The 15,562-nt window shown below is 41.0% G+C and carries 13 protein-coding genes; 8 read left to right on the plus strand and 5 right to left on the minus strand.

The features are described 5' to 3' along the window. Both GQR45_RS15070 and GQR45_RS15075 read left to right on the plus strand, forming a co-directional pair. A partial coding sequence (locus GQR45_RS15070; RefSeq protein ID WP_165726374.1) for an IS30 family transposase occupies positions 1-468 on the plus strand: 468 nt, incomplete at its 5' end. A gap of 608 nt (positions 469-1,076) precedes the next feature. Then, positions 1,077-1,562: a hypothetical protein gene (locus tag GQR45_RS15075; protein ID WP_010554987.1), complete on the plus strand. Its 486-nt coding sequence runs from the start codon at positions 1,077-1,079 to the stop codon at positions 1,560-1,562. 31 nt (positions 1,563-1,593) lie between these two features. Here the strand turns inward: GQR45_RS15075 and GQR45_RS15080 are convergent, their stop codons facing one another. Further along, the gene (locus GQR45_RS15080; protein ID WP_165726375.1) at positions 1,594-2,799 is read right to left on the minus strand and encodes an anhydro-N-acetylmuramic acid kinase; all 1,206 of its coding nucleotides are present in this window, start codon (positions 2,797-2,799) and stop codon (positions 1,594-1,596) included. A 149-nt stretch (positions 2,800-2,948) separates the two neighbouring features. On the opposite strand from GQR45_RS15080, the gene GQR45_RS15085 reads away from it, so the two are divergent. The 4 genes from GQR45_RS15085 to GQR45_RS15100 all read left to right on the plus strand — a co-directional run bounded on the left by GQR45_RS15085 (position 2,949) and on the right by GQR45_RS15100 (position 7,171). Continuing rightward, positions 2,949-3,449: a GNAT family protein gene (locus tag GQR45_RS15085; protein ID WP_165726376.1), complete on the plus strand. Its 501-nt coding sequence runs from the start codon at positions 2,949-2,951 to the stop codon at positions 3,447-3,449. A gap of 181 nt (positions 3,450-3,630) precedes the next feature. Further along, positions 3,631-4,659 carry an NADP-dependent oxidoreductase gene (locus GQR45_RS15090; protein ID WP_165726377.1) on the plus strand — a complete coding sequence of 343 codons (1,029 nt, stop codon included), beginning with the start codon at positions 3,631-3,633 and terminating at the stop codon, positions 4,657-4,659. Positions 4,660-4,709: 50 nt separating this feature from the next. Next, positions 4,710-5,327 (plus strand): glutathione S-transferase, encoded by a 618-nt coding sequence (locus GQR45_RS15095; protein WP_010554991.1) that lies wholly within the window; start codon positions 4,710-4,712, stop codon positions 5,325-5,327. Positions 5,328-5,551: 224 nt separating this feature from the next. Next, entirely contained in the window at positions 5,552-7,171 is a 1,620-nt protein-coding gene (locus tag GQR45_RS15100) for a methyl-accepting chemotaxis protein (protein ID WP_165726378.1), read from the plus strand. A 71-nt stretch (positions 7,172-7,242) separates the two neighbouring features. Here GQR45_RS15100 and GQR45_RS15105 read toward each other — a convergent pair whose 3' ends face one another. After that, on the minus strand, positions 7,243-7,551 hold the full coding sequence (locus GQR45_RS15105; protein WP_165726379.1) for a YkgJ family cysteine cluster protein: 309 nt from the start codon (positions 7,549-7,551) through the stop codon (positions 7,243-7,245). 45 nt (positions 7,552-7,596) lie between these two features. Continuing rightward, positions 7,597-9,525: a RecQ family ATP-dependent DNA helicase gene (locus GQR45_RS15110; RefSeq protein ID WP_165726380.1), complete on the minus strand. Its 1,929-nt coding sequence runs from the start codon at positions 9,523-9,525 to the stop codon at positions 7,597-7,599. A 247-nt stretch (positions 9,526-9,772) separates the two neighbouring features. Between GQR45_RS15110 and GQR45_RS15115 the strand changes: the two genes are divergently transcribed. Both GQR45_RS15115 and GQR45_RS15120 read left to right on the plus strand, forming a co-directional pair. Continuing rightward, positions 9,773-11,077 (plus strand): NAD(P)/FAD-dependent oxidoreductase, encoded by a 1,305-nt coding sequence (locus GQR45_RS15115; RefSeq protein WP_007583476.1) that lies wholly within the window; start codon positions 9,773-9,775, stop codon positions 11,075-11,077. A gap of 95 nt (positions 11,078-11,172) precedes the next feature. Beyond that, positions 11,173-12,672 (plus strand): DUF2235 domain-containing protein, encoded by a 1,500-nt coding sequence (locus GQR45_RS15120; protein ID WP_165726381.1) that lies wholly within the window; start codon positions 11,173-11,175, stop codon positions 12,670-12,672. A 347-nt stretch (positions 12,673-13,019) separates the two neighbouring features. Here the strand turns inward: GQR45_RS15120 and GQR45_RS15125 are convergent, their stop codons facing one another. Both GQR45_RS15125 and GQR45_RS15130 read right to left on the minus strand, forming a co-directional pair. After that, complete coding sequence (locus GQR45_RS15125; protein ID WP_165726382.1) at positions 13,020-14,114, minus strand: Fic family protein; 1,095 nt, start codon at positions 14,112-14,114, stop codon at positions 13,020-13,022. A 314-nt stretch (positions 14,115-14,428) separates the two neighbouring features. Then, entirely contained in the window at positions 14,429-15,562 is a 1,134-nt protein-coding gene (locus GQR45_RS15130; protein ID WP_165726383.1) for a DUF1570 domain-containing protein, read from the minus strand.

Here is a 15,562-nt window from a genome sequence, read left to right on the forward strand (position 1 = left end):
CGTATCGGAGATTGGGAAATAGATACCGTCATAGGTAAAGGTCATCGAGGCGCCCTTGTTACCATTGTAGAGCGGGTCACCCAATTCACTGTATCAACTCAGGTGGCAGGAAAAACAGCGGAAGCCGTCACTGCGGCGACGATAGAACTATTAAGGCCATATAGGTCAGCGCTTCATAGCATCACAGCTGACAATGGAAAAGAGTTCGCTTATCACGAGCAAATCACAGAGGCTTTAAGTGTACCTGTTTATTTTGCTCACCCTTATCACTCATGGGAGCGCGGATTGAATGAAAACACGAATGGATTACTACGCCAGTATTGGCCGAAGAGCACAGATTTTACGGCGGTTACACCAGCGCAAGTAATACCTGTACTTGAGCAACTTAATAATCGTCCGAGGAAGACACTTGGATTTGAAACGCCTGCAAAATTGATGCAGGATCACTTGGCGGCTAAAGCCGCCTAAACGTTATGCACTTCAGATTTGAATCCGCGTCCTTTAATGAGCTACTATTAATAGCAAATAGTGTAAGTTATTGCCAGCTATAAATATTATGCTTAGATCGGTTATTACATAATGTAAAAAGGGGGACTTTTTCTATTAATATTACTTTGCGAATCGCTATTAACCCTGAATGACTGGTTATCGCTCATAACCGACTTACTACATTTTTAGTTTCAGATAGTTTTGCTTTCAGGGCACTCTTTTAATATGTACTACAACAATAAATCGCTATCCATACAGTATTAAATCAAAAAAGATAAGTATGAATTTTCATTTAGGATCTTTATTTAGTGTTTTAATTAGTTTAAGCCTAAAAACCAAATTCCAAACCTTATGAGAAAAACCCAAATAAGGAACGAGATCACCATCGCTACATGCCCTGCCACATATGGCTCTTCATTCCAGATGTGTGAGAAACCATTCCAAAACCGAATGAGAAAGAACAAAAATCCTCTTTGATCAAACCACTCAATAATTGTACTAATTAATGCAATTAGTCATAAATCTGTAACTTTGATCCGCGATAATCTCTATCCGATAAATGAATAAACTCAAGAAGACTAAGTAAGATGAGTACACCCTTAGTGCAACTAACATTTGCACTGCAATCATTTGATGATTCTATGTCTGCGGCGATGAGCCACGCTATGGAATATGAAAAGCTATCGCTAAAAGCCAATGCTGCGCATAACATCACGCTGCAATGTGTGTTGCCTGATGGCGCAAATGAGAGCGATGTTATTTCACTAAGTGCAACGCAGCCCAGTGCCCGTGGGGCGCAGTATTTTACTGAAAAAACGCTGAGCAATGCGGACCTTGAATCTGGTACTGTAAATCTAACTTTAAGTAACATTACACAAAGCCAGTGTTTTGTAGTGCAAATGATGCTGCACGGAAAAAACACGACTTTAAAAGAAAGCCAACAACTCGATGTGTACATTAAAGCATTTGAGCAAGGCTATATTCCTGAGCAAATAAAAACTGAACATACCAAGTCACAGGGAGTTCGTAGCTACTTTGCAAGTATGGGTTCTACGTTTTTATCGCTGTTTTAGTGCTGGCCGTACTTTGCCGACCTATAAGTTATTAATCTGCAAAACTTACTTTACCCATAGTAACTCCCGCAATACCTTGTGCAGTATTACTTAGGTGTTGCTGCTCTCCTGCTAGGCATTCGTTTGCTAAAATAGCAAATAGTACAGCCTCTTTTGCGTCGGGGTTTATACCTAAATCGTCGGTGTTTTTAAAAGCCTTAATACGTGGGCAAAGCGCTGTAAGTTGCGCCATTAGTAACGGATTATGAATACCGCCACCACTTACATACACCACACAATTTTGTGCGCGCTCTGCACACTCGTTTAATGCATTTGCTATAACGGTTGCAGTAAAGGTATTTAAGGTGGCCATTACATCTTCATGGCTTAAATGGTGGGTGTTTGTAAGCTGCTGTGCGGCGTTTAAATACGCTAAGTTAAATACCTCTGGCCCTGTGGTTTTAGGCATTGGGAGTTTAAAAAATGCGTTATTACATAATGCATTTAGTAATGGTGTATTTACCTTGCCTACTTTTGCTATTTTTGCGCCATCGTCATAATGCATATCTTTAAAATGTTGCTGTACGTAGGCATCCATAATGGTATTACCTGGGCCAATGTCGGAGCTAAATACGCCGTTTGCATCACCATTTTTGGGTAAAAACGTTAAGTTAGCTATGCCGCCCATATTTAGCAAAACCCGACTCTCAACAGTGCTCGAAAAATACAAATAATCGCCATACACAGCAAGCGGTGCACCCTCGCCCCCTGCGGCTATGTGTTTTTGCCTAAAATCACCAATGGTAGTAATACCCGTAGTAACGGCTATTTGGTCGCTATCGCCAATTTGTAAGGTGCCATTAGTAAAGCTTTTGTGGTTATGCTGCGACTGCGGGCAGTGGTAAATGGTTTGCCCGTGACTTGCTATTACATCAATACTTGCAGGGTTTATATTCCACTTAGCTAAGCACTGATTAATCATATTGCCATGGAGTTTACCTACCCACGGGTGCAGTAAGGTAACAAGCTCTAAATCGCATTCTCGTTTAGCAAATACCTGCTTTATTTTAGTTTTATAATCGTCGTTGTAGTCAACGGTGGTAAAATTTAAAACCTCAATGTGTGTATTTAAGCCCGCGCCCGTTACTTTACACAGTGCAACATCAAGCCCGTCCAACGAGGTACCGCTCATTAAACCAATAATTAAACGGCTTGCTTTTTGGGCGCTGTTATAAAGTGCTTTAATGTGAGGGTGCATAATGGCATCTAAAGTAGGTGTAATATTTTGCTTATATTAGAGGACTTTAAAACAAAGTAATAGCCGTAAACCGTTTAATTTAGGTTCTGATTGTTTAACTCTCAAATGATTGTTAAGTTAGTGTGCATGCTAAAAATTTATGAAAAAATATGATCACCCTCAGAGAGTTTAAAGCCCAAGACGCGCCTTTTATTATTAGCACCTTAAATGATGAACAGGTGACGCGTTTTCTATCGTCAAAAATTCCGTTTCCGTATACGCAAGCCGATGCTGATTGGTGGATAAACCAAGGCTCAAAGAACGGCGTAATTGATGCAACAGTTAAAGCCATTGAGGTAAATGGGCAATTTGCGGGCTGTATTGGTGTAACTCCCGGCGAATTTGAATACAGCCACAGTGGCGAAATTGGTTATTGGCTAAATAAAGCCTATTGGGGGCAAGGTATTATTACTCGCGCTATTGAACTTATATGCAATGAAGCGTTTGCAAACTCACACATAAACAGAATTTTTGGCGCTGTGTTTGCTGGTAATACCGGCTCTATGAAAGCACTTATTAAAAGTGGCTTTGAGCAAGAGGCTGTGCTTAAACAGGCCATTTATAAAAACGGGGTGTTTTACAATAGCCATATTTTTAGCAAGCTAAAATAAACCATTTAGAATAAATACTCTGCAAAGCTTGAATTATCAACCACCCGCCCAAAACTCCTTTATTAAGGTACGCATTGTACATATTCATACTGCTTAGCCGCGCATTATTGTTTAGCTGATCACGATTTTTAAAGCGTAAACATTCGGTAAGTAGTTTATTTATATTAATAGGAGATCTTATATGTCTACGACTAGTCGCCAACTTACTCTTGAATCACGCCCTAATGGCGCTCCAACAGATGAAAACTTTAAATTAAAAACAGTAGAGCTTCCTGCATTAAAAGACGGCGAAGTTTTACTACGTACCATTTACCTATCGCTAGACCCGTATATGCGTGGTCGTATGAGCGATGCTAAGTCGTACGCTGACCCAGTTAATATTGGCGATGTAATGGTTGGCGCAACAGTGTGCCAAGTAGAAGAGTCTAAAAACGATAAATTTAGCGAAGGCGAGTGGGTCCTTGCCTACACAGGTTGGCAAGACTACGCCATTACCGATGGCGAAGGCTTAATGCAATTAGGTAAAGAACCTGCAAACCCTTCATACGCATTAGGTATTATGGGTATGCCTGGCTTTACTGCTTACATGGGTTTACTTGATATTGGCCAGCCTAAAGAAGGCGAAACCGTAGTTGTTGCAGCAGCAACAGGCCCAGTAGGTGCAACGGTTGGTCAAATAGCTAAAATTAAAGGCTGTAAAGTAGTGGGTGTTGCTGGTGGTAGCGAAAAATGTGCACACGCCGTTGAAAAACTAGGGTTTGATGCCTGTATTGATCACAAAGCTGATGACTTTGCAGAGCAGTTAGAAAAAGCCTGCGATAAAGGCATTGATGTTTACTACGAAAATGTGGGCGGTAAAGTATTCGACGCCGTACTACCACTATTAAATACCGCAGCGCGCGTACCATTGTGTGGTTTAGTATCGCAATATAACGCAACTAGCTTGCCAGAGGGCCCAGACCGTTTAGGTATGCTAATGGGTCAATTGCTTACTAAGCGTATTAAAATGCAAGGCTTTATCATTTTTGATGATTACGGCGACCGTTATGACGAGTTTGCACAAGACATGCAAAAATGGCTACAAGACGGAAAAATTCAATACCGTGAGCACATGGTAGAAGGCATTGAAAATACAGTAGGCGCGTTCAACGACATGATATGCGGTAAAAACTTTGGTAAAACTGTGGTTAAAATTAATAACCCACTTTAATTTTAAACGGCTTGTAAGGCCAAGTCCTTACAAGCCACAAAAGGACTGACATGATCAAACTACACCATTTAAATAAATCACGTTCTAAACGCGTAATTTGGCTTTTAGAAGAGCTAAATGTTGACTACGAAATTGTGGCTTATCAGCGTAATAAAGACACCTTCTTAGCCCCTGACGAATTAAAGCATATTCATCAACTTGGTAAGTCACCAGTGATTGAAGACGGCGGTTTAATTATTGCTGAATCAGGCGCTATTACCGACTACCTTATTACTAAATACGGCAACGGTAAATTTGCTCCAAAAGTAGATACCGCTGAATATGTTGACTACCAACAATGGTTGCACTTTGCAGAAAGCTCAGCAATTTTACCGCTTTTACTTAAAATGTTTGTACTAAAAGACGGCGCTAAAACGCAGTTTTTAGAAGGCTATGCTGACGCTGAAACAGCTAAAGTCATTAGCTACTTTAACGACCGCCTTGAAGGTAAACGTTATTTAGTGGGCGATACCCTAACGGGCGCTGATTTTATGATGTCGTTTATTGTTGAAATTGTTAAAAACTCAGGTCAATTAGCGCACTTTAAAAACCTCGTTAAATACGACGAGCAATTACAAAGCCATGAGAAGTTTCATACAGCTAATGAGCTAGAAGCAAAGTACGACTAAACTTTTATATAATATTTTTATATAACACTAAGGGGCATTTAGCCCCTTTTTTAATACCTGAAAAACACTCCTCATTAAAGTTACGCTTGTAAACTAAATTAACAAACACCCTCTTATTGCTAATAAAGCTTCAGTTTATAGGGCATAATGCCGATATTATTTTGAAATTATCACTAATAATACTGGCTGCCCTTACTGGTATTAACTCAAACTTGGAATCATCCATGACCATAAACATGCGTTTAACGACCGGCTTTGGCGTAATTTTATCAATGATGCTTATTTTAACCATTATTGGCATTTCGCGCGTTAGCCTCATTAATAATAACATTACCCACATGACCGACGTAAATTCGGTAAAGCAACGTTACGCAATTAACTTTAGAGGCAGCGTACACGACAGAGCAATAGCCGTGCGCGATGTAGTGCTAATTACCGATCAAAGCAGTTTAAGCACCGTGTTAAAGAGCATAAAAGAGCTAAACGCATTTTACCAAACGTCAAGCCGGTCTATGGCCGAGCTAATGGGTGATATGAATAGTGAAGAACGCGCTTTAATTAATAAAATAAATCAAATAGAGCAGCGCACTCAACCTTTCATTCAAGGTGTAATAAACGCTAAAAATGCAGGAAACCTAAACGAAGCTGAGCGCATTTTATTAACCGATGCGCGCCCTGCGTTTACCCAGTGGCTAAATGTTATAAACCAATTTATAAACCTGCAAGAGCAAGCAAATCAAACCACCACTATTGATACTCTCGATATTGCCAGCTCGTTTAAAATTTGGATGATTTCGCTCACCGCACTTGCCTTTTTAATAGGCATAAGCGTTGCGTATGTTATTAGCCAACTGATCAGAAATTCAGTAGGTGGCGAACCACAAGAAGCCGCTGAAGTAATTGCCCTTATTGCGCAAGGCGATTTAAGAGGCGATGTACAGTCGTGTTGCCCAAATAGCATGATGGCTTCTGTAGGCGTTATGCAATCTAAATTAAAAACCATTGTAGATAGCATTATTAACTCATCTGAAGAGCTTTCTACGCACTCTGCAAGCGTAGCATCTGGCTCGCAGCAAGCACTTAGTGCCGCTGACGCACAAGTAACTTATACAAACTCCGCAGTAAGTAGCCTAGAAGAAATGAGCCGCAGTATTCATGCTGTAGCCGACTCAGTTAGGCAAACAGAAGATAACTCAAAAATAACCGCGCAATTATCGCAGCAAGGTAGTATTGCAGTGCAAAAAGTAGCGGCCGAAATTGAGCAAATTTCAGTAACCGTAAAAGCCACAGTTACCCAAGTAAACGTGCTGCAAGAACATGTAAAACACATTGGCGATATTTTAAGTGTGATCCGCAGTATTTCCGATCAAACAAACTTGCTTGCACTAAATGCAGCAATAGAAGCTGCAAGAGCAGGCGAAACAGGCCGAGGGTTTGCTGTTGTTGCTGACGAAGTAAGGCAACTTGCCCAGCGTACTGGTGATGCAACTGGCGATATCGAAAAGATGATTTTGCAAGTACAAGAAAACACGCAAGCGTCGGTAACAGCTATGGAAACCACTGTACCACAAGTAGAAAATGGCCTAACGCTTACTCACGAAGCAAACGAGTTACTGCATCAAATACAGCAACAAGCTAACGATTCATTAAGTAACGTGCTTGAAATTGTTGAATCAACATCAAACCAAGTAGCCACCGTGGCGCAAATTAGTACCGGCGTTGAAGAAATTGCCAGTATGTCCAAAGAAACCAGCATGTCGCTTAACAGTAACGCACAAGAAGCCGTTGCATTAGCTGACCTTTCAAACACACTTAAAAAGTATATTAGCTACTTTAAAGTTTAATTTTTATAGTAAGCAATAAACAAAGGGGCTTTTAAGCCCCTTTGTTGTTTATGTACATGAATAATAGCGGACTATATACCCGCTAAATCGCGCTCGGTAATACACTCACCCGACGCCATTTCAAACTCGCGGCAAACTAATGGGCGGTTTTCGTAAATAGAGCACATAAGCGTATTGCGGTCGAGTGCTTGGCACCAACCGTCGTCAGCGCGTTTCATTACTTCGCTGCCCCATTTATCGTATTCTATATAGTTAAAAGGCACGCCGGTGTCGGTTACTATGCGCACTTCTAATTGGCAACAACAGGCTTGGCAGTTAGCACACGTAACGGGCTCTGCGGTAGTAGAAATATTTTCAACGGGGATAACAATATGAGGCATAGTGGCTTACTTTTTTGAATAAGCCACTAGGATACAGTAACTAATTTAACGCGCTAGTAGTTTTGCTTTAATATCGCTGTAACGCATTTGCTCACACAGTGCAAAACCACTCAGCTGGCGCACTTTATTACGCGCAAATAACGGCACACTCATCCCCGCTAAAAAGCGGCATTGGGTTTCAATACCCACATTATTATTACCCTTGCCTGCCATATGCGCTAAAAACTCATCTACCTTTTGATAAATAAGTTGCTCGTCAATATATGCAGGCTCTATAGAGTATTCAAGCTTAACCGCATGGCCTCTACACACACTACAATGCCCACACTGCTCAGGTGCATTTTGATCGTCAAAATAGCGTGCTAAGTTATAGCTTAAGCAACTTTGTAGCTCAAAAAAGCGTACCAGTGCAGCAATACGTTTAATTTCGGCTTGTTCTTTATCACTAAAGTAGTCGTGAAGTTGCTGGGCAAGTTCTGGGTTATTTATAACCTCGCTATGCACTTTGTATACTTGGGTAATACGTTTGGTTTCGAGCGTTATTAGGTTTTTTTCGGCTAGGTAATCAAGGGCAGCTACTACACGTTTTCGATCAACCTGCGCGGCTTGCGTAAGGGAGTCAAAATTTAGCGTGCCCCATATTTTTTTAAAATCGGTGTGGCTAAATATTTGTGTTAAAAATGCTTGGCGTTGCGCATCAAATTGGCTTAGTAACTCGTTTTTATCAACCAAAAATTTGTATTTAAAATCAGCGTAGTAAGCATATTGCGGCGTTATTGCGCCTTGCATTTCAAGCTGTACGAGTAAGGTTTTTAGTGCCAGTTGCCTAATATTACTTTCACTCGATAAGCTATATTCTTGCATTTCCCATTGCTGGTGGCTTTGGCGAATATCGTTAATTACGTATTCAATACCGCTAAGCTCAGGAGTGTCGCCATATACAAAGTTTTCAACCGTATTTAGGCCGTCTAGGTTAGCAAGCGTGTAGCAGTTTGATGGATTGCCATCGCGCCCTGCTCGGCCAATTTCTTGGCTGTAGTTTTCTATCGATTTAGGTAAATCGTAATGTATAACAAAGCGAATATCAGATTTATCAACGCCCATACCAAAGGCAATGGTTGCCACTACAACGTTAATTTTACCGCCCATAAAGTCATCTTGAATTTGCCAGCGTAGCGTATCTTCAAGCCCCGCATGATACGCCACCGCGTGCACACCTTGCGCACTTAGCACATTAGCAACTTGCTCAGCGCTTTGCTGTAGCGTTACATACACAATACCTGGGCCATTTTGCGCGCGCACAATGTTGGTAAGCTCGGTGTTTTTATCGGCGGTTTTAACGCTCAACACACTTAAATCTAAATTAGCGCGGTAAAAGCCCGTTTGCACAATACACTCAGGCGCAATAGCAAAGCGCTCTGCCATATCGCGTTTTACTTTTTTAGTGGCCGTTGCAGTAAGTAACAACACTAAAGGAATATTAAGCTCTTCGCGGTAACGCGGTAGTTTAAGGTAGTCGGGTCTAAAGTTATGGCCCCATTCTGATATACAGTGCGCTTCGTCTACCACTAACATCGAAAGCGCCACTTGGCTTATAAACTCTCTAAAACGCTCGTTTTTAAAGCGCTCAACCGACACCATTAGTACTTTAATTTTACCATTTCGCACATCATTCATTACGGTGCTGCTTTGCATTTGATCTTGGCTCGAATCAAGGCTGGCAGCATAAATGCCTTTGCTATTTAAAAAGCTAATTTGATCTTTCATCAATGCAAGTAAAGGCGAAACCACTAAGGTTAAATTTGGTAAATGCAACGCAGTTAATTGATAGCACAACGATTTACCCGAGCCGGTAGGAAATATAGCCAACGACGATTGACCATTTAAAAGCTGCTCTATAGTTTGTTGTTGCCCTGTTCTAAATTGGCTAAAACCAAAGTGCTGCTCAAGTGATTGAATTAGTGGCGTGGTCATAAATGTCCTTTTGATGTTTTTAAACAGCGATTTAACTGCACAGCTAGGCGATAAGAAAGTGAGTATAACTTATATACCTTTGATCATCATTTTTTGCTGACATATCCTTTATTTAGGCGCAAACTAGGCACCCATAAAATGAGTAGTAACTACTTGTTGCCAAAATAATTTATTGATACCCAAGTCACCTTAAAAAACTAATAAAAAATACAGATCACTTGGGTATATTATTTTTAAGGGCAACGTTATGAGTATTACAATACCTAAAATCGTCGTTATTGGCGGTGGTGCTGGCGGATTAGAACTTGCAACCCAACTGGGGCATAAGCTAGGGAAAAAAAAACAAGCAGATATACTGTTAATAGACAAAAACCGTACCCACATATGGAAGCCGTTACTGCACGAAGTAGCGACAGGCTCTATTGACCCTGATTTAGATGGCGTTGTGTATTCAGCCCATGCCGCAAAACATCATTATCGTTTTCAACTTGGTACTTTTTGCAATATAGACCAAAGCAATAAAACAATCACCCTCTCCCCATTAAACGACGAGTTAGGCCACACTATTTTACCTGGCCGTACAGTTCGTTACGACCACCTTGTTATTGCCATCGGCAGCGTAAGTAACGACTTTAATACCCCAGGTATAAAAGAGCATTGCTACTTTTTAGATTCAAGCCAACAAGCAGAGCGCTTTCAGCACTCATTACTAGATAGCTTTACGCGCCTTCACCAAGACGACAACCAACAACAATCACTTAATATTGCCATTGTAGGCGGCGGTGCTACGGGTGTTGAACTCTCAGCTGAGCTTTATCATGTGTCTGAGCTATTAAAGCTTTATGGCTTAACAAATATGTCGTCTAAGCGTTTGCACATTCATTTAATTGAAGCTGGCCCACGTATTTTACCTGCATTACCAGAGCGTATTGCCGTTAGTGCCAAACGCGAGCTATTAAAGCTTGGCGTAAACGTGCGCGAACAAACGCAAGTGAAAGAAGGCACCGCGCAAGGCTTTATCACCAAAGATGAAGAACACATTGATGCCGATATAATGGTGTGGGCGGCAGGCGTAAAAGCACCTGATTTTATTAAAGATTTAGGTGTTTTTGAGCTTACTCGTAGCAACCAAATTCAAGTAAACGAGTTTTTACAAAGCACCGTTGACGAAAGCATTTTTGTATTAGGCGATTGCTGCGCATTTACCCAAGCCGACGGCAAACAAGTACCACCACGCGCACAATCCGCGCACCAAATGGCGTTGTGCGTCGAAAAAAATCTCATAGCAACATTAAAGCAGCAACCACTACGCGGCTTTAAATACAGCGATCATGGCTCGTTGGTTAACTTATCGAGTTACAGCACCGTGGGTAACTTAATGGGTAACCTAACCAGCAATACCTTTTTTATTGAAGGTAAAATTGCCCGCTTTATGTATATATCTTTATACCGTATGCACCAACGCGCCATACATGGCAGCGCAAAAACCTTTGCATTATGGATAAGCGAAAAAGTGTTGCGTGTAGTGCGTCCTAAAATGAAATTGCATTAAAGGCGATTTAAATTAAAGGCAGTGAGCGTTATCACTGTCTTTAATTTTTAACATAGTCTGTGTAGAGTATTTAAAACAACTAAGGGAATTGGGTTATGACGGGTAAAACGCTAATTTTTAACTTTGACGGCACAGGAGGCGAGCCCCGTGACGCAGAACAATTTAGCTCAGATCATTTTAAAGAAGACTCTAATATTACAAATATTCTAAAACTGCATTTACTACTTGGCGGTAAATTAGAAGACTCCCCAATTACTCCTTTTGCTAACCAACTCAGTTTTTATTATCAAGGTATTGGCACTAAAGGCAGCCGCCTTAAACGCATTTTAAACCAAACCCTTGCACCTCGTGGTGACGACGTAGCCAGTATTTTAAATCAAGCGTTAAGCGACTTTAAAGCTCACTACCTAATAGGCGATACCATACTGCTAACGGGCTTTAGCCGAGGCGCCGCGCTTGCCAGGCGTTTTGCTAAATGTTTAGAACCCTTAATAAGCAACAACGTGTATGTATGTGTGTTTGATACCGTCGCCTCTATTGGCTTGTCAAAAGTAAGTAAAGCCACACGTGGCGCAGAGCATGTTATTTTTGAAAACCACACCATTGCCAACAATATTACTCACGCGCTGCACTGCGTAGCCCTTGACGAAAAACGCCGCGCCTTTGAACCCACACTCATGAACCATCAAAACAATATTACCGAGCTATGGTTTGCAGGTGCGCATTCAGACATTGGCGGTGGTTACTACCGCGATGGCCTAGCCGATATTAGCTTGCGCTACGCACTTGAGTGGTTAATAGAACAACCGCTTAATATATCGTTACTCACTAGCCACGATATAGATTACGAAACCCTGCTCCCCGATAGCAACTTAGTAGCACAAGATGACGTAACCGTAACGCCCGATCCACTCGCATTAAGTCATCAACAAAATTACTTTTGGTTTAACCCGTTTTTTAAATTAGTAGATAGGCAGTGCTATGTATTAATTGATGACGAAGCCAGCAACCTTGAGCCCTTAGTACACTACAGCGTAGCCGAACGTATTAATAAGCTAACTAGTTACCGCCCAGAATCGCTTAAAAAACTGCATTACAAAATTAGCTACAACGACAACACCACGCTTAGCTTTATTGGTTTAAGCCAACATATAGAACTGGCTAATCAAAATATGAGTGTGCTGAGCATTAACCAAAGCCAAGATGTAATGGTATTTGCCTCTGAGCAATACAACGCAACAGGCCTCATGCTAGAGCAAGGCGCTACGTACCGCTTTACCCCATACCCAAATCAATACTGGTTTGACGATGGCATAAAGTGCACGCCATTAGGCTGGAACCGCGATAACGTACAACTTGGCGTAAAAGAAATCCCAATGGCTGTGCTTGAACCATTTAGACGATTTCCTCGCGCACAATGGTTTTCACTCATTGGTGCTATTAATAAAAACGACGACCACCTTTTTGAAATAGCCAACGGCGCCGACATTAAAATAGATAAATCAGGCGAGTTTTGCCCATTCGCAAACGACCTAAGCCGCTTTTACGGCGCTAATGCCGGTAAAATAAAAGTGAAAGTAACGCGGCTGGGATAAGAGGTTGCACAGTATTTAAAATTGCAGGCGTGAGTTTATCTCGCGCTTTGGCTTTATAAAAACACCATGCGAGGTATAAAACCTCACCTACAACAATTAAACCACTGCACTCAATAAACCCGTAGGTGTGATTTTACATCGCGCTTTGGCTTTATAAAAACACCCGCGAGGTATAAAACCTCACCTACAAATAATTCAAACACCACACTCAACAACCCCGTAGGTGCGATTTTACATCGCGCTTTCGCTTTATAAAAACATTAAGCGAGGTATAAAGCCTCACCTACAACAATTCAAACACCTATTCGCCTCACATAATGAGGCAAACAATATGTGTAATTGCCTCATTAGGCAATTTTGTAACGTGTACTACGCCCACCTGCGGCGGTTTTTGTTAAAAACCCAAGCGTTTGCAAGTCCGATAAATGGCGTGTTGCGGTTGCACGGCTAACCTTAGCCACCTTTTGATACTGACTCGCACTAATACCCTGTTCAAATTGGCCATCAAGTAACTTATTAAGCACTTTTACTTGCTGCTCACCTAACTTTGTTTGATCTTTACTTGCCCAGTAATTGGTTTTAAAAATTGTTTGCTCAATATTATTAAGCGTATGGTGTATAGCATTATTAAGCGTACGTAAAAACCATTTAACCCATTGGGTAATACAAAGATCTCCACGTTGAGTGGCTTCAAGCACCTCGTAGTAGCTTTTTCTGTCTTCTAAAATAGCCACCGACATAGCGTAAAACCGAATTGACTCAGCATGTTCTTGCGCTAATGCCAGGTCGGTTATAAGCCGTGTAATACGCCCATTACCATCCTCAAGTGGGTGTATTGTTACAAACCATAAATGTGCGATAGCTGCCCGAATAAAAGGGTCTATTTGAGGATCGTTTTGCGTTTTGTTAAACCAGTTAAAAAATAGCGAAAGCTCTTTATTTACTCGCTCTTTAGGAGGCGCCGTAAAATGTAATACCGGTTTATCTAAGCGCCCCGATACCACTTGCATTGGCTCGTCAGCACGCAATTGCCCGCCCTCAATTTTAGTAAATAAGCTTTGCTCACCTGCAAACAATAAGCGATGCCAATTAAGCACTCGCTCTAAATTAAGCGGTGAGTCTGTGTTATTTATTGCATCAAGCATAATCTCTGCAAGATTATCGCTTTGCACTGTTGTTGGGTAAGGTTGCTCATTAATATTGAGCTTTTTAGCAAGAGAAGAGCGAACCGAAAATGCATTAAGCTTTTCGCCCTCAATCGCACTGGAGTGAATAATATTTGCTAGTAAGATATCAAGGGCCTGCTGCTTTTGTTGAGCACTTTGCACGCCCATACGCCCTACTAATAAACCTTGATTATATGAAAGATCCCTTAGTAAAGGAGCAAGCGCTGCAGCATCCCACGTAAAGTTTGGCCAATTTTGCTGTTGCCATATCCACATAGTCTTTAGTCCTAAAGGTAATTAGCTTCAGTCTATGTTATTTATTTGCCTCATGCAATGAGGCGAATAGAAGAGTTAATTGCCTCATTACTTTTAAGCGTTAAACAGAACAATAATTCATTTTTCAATGGTAAAAACAATCCATTTATAAGCGAGGTATAAAACCTCACCTACATCATTGCAAACACCACTCTCAACAAAAGCGTAGGTGCAATTTTATATCGCGCTTTGGCTTTTAAATAAGGCCAAGCTCAACACCTGTAGGCGCGAAGCTTGCTCGCGCGAAAAGCGAAGCTTTTAGATTTTTACCTTATTTAAAATATATGCGCTTTTAAAGGCTTTTTTAACCTCTGGGAATATTCACGATTAAGATTAGGAAGTTGCTTATACATCATCGTTTTTAATTGCTTTTCAGATAGCTTATTACAGAGAAATTCTTGCTCAGCAAGCATTATATTCTTAAGTAACGATCGCCCTGCTTGAGTATCCATTAAAAAGTAAATTGCAGCCCAACTGCTTGCGTACAGCTTACTGGTATCACCTTTTTTCCACGAGTCATCCAAACCCACTAACGAATCAATTAAAAATACACTTTTAGTAATATTGTTATTTTTCGTCCATGAACTATTCGACTCAACAATAGCTGTTTGCATATTACTTTTAGTAAGCTCAAAGTATTCTGCAAATCCCTCATTAAACCATCTCGGGGTGTAGCCTAAGACCGCTTTATTAATGGCGTGCACTGCTTCATGTACCGCAGTTCGCATTGCACTGTGTGCATTATCATAATGAATAAAAGCAGAATTACTCGCGTGAAAATACATACCCGCAGTATTTGTAGGGTCAGCACTGCGTTGCTTTATTGCGGCCTCATAAGCGCGGCGCGTAGGCAATACCGTTAAATTAAGCTTTACCTTTTTAAGTGCATGCACGCCAATAATCTGCCCGTATACTTTAAATACAGTATTGAGTTTTATGCGTAACTCTTGGTTAAATGACGAAGGTAAATTAGGCGTATTTAAAGTGAGATCAAAGTAATCTAACGGTTCAATAAAACCTGTATCGTAAGTTGCTACTGCAAAATCCGGTTTTTTATCACTAAAATGCGGCACACCGTCACTGTCTGTCCACGTAAATATATCGCCATTACGTTTATATTTAACCTTACCCAACGACACATCCACGCAGCGCGTATTGTTAGCTTGCGATAAGTGATTATCGGCAGGTACTGATGCGTTTTGTAAAGTTGTTGTGCTTACATTTTTGAGCTGTTCAGTCGCTAACGGTTCAGTAGCTATCTGCGACGATAAACCATTATAAATTCGTTTAACCTCGCCTATAGGATCATGATAATTAAATACCCGCCCAGTAAAATGATTAGCAATGAGCGCCGATGCAATTAACAGCACAAAAAATACAAACACCACGCGCAATTTTGTTTTAAACAT

Origin of the sequence: Pseudoalteromonas sp. SA25 (assembly GCF_011378705.1) — a bacterium.
In the GTDB taxonomy this organism is placed as follows: Bacteria; Pseudomonadota; Gammaproteobacteria; order Enterobacterales; family Alteromonadaceae; genus Pseudoalteromonas; species Pseudoalteromonas arctica.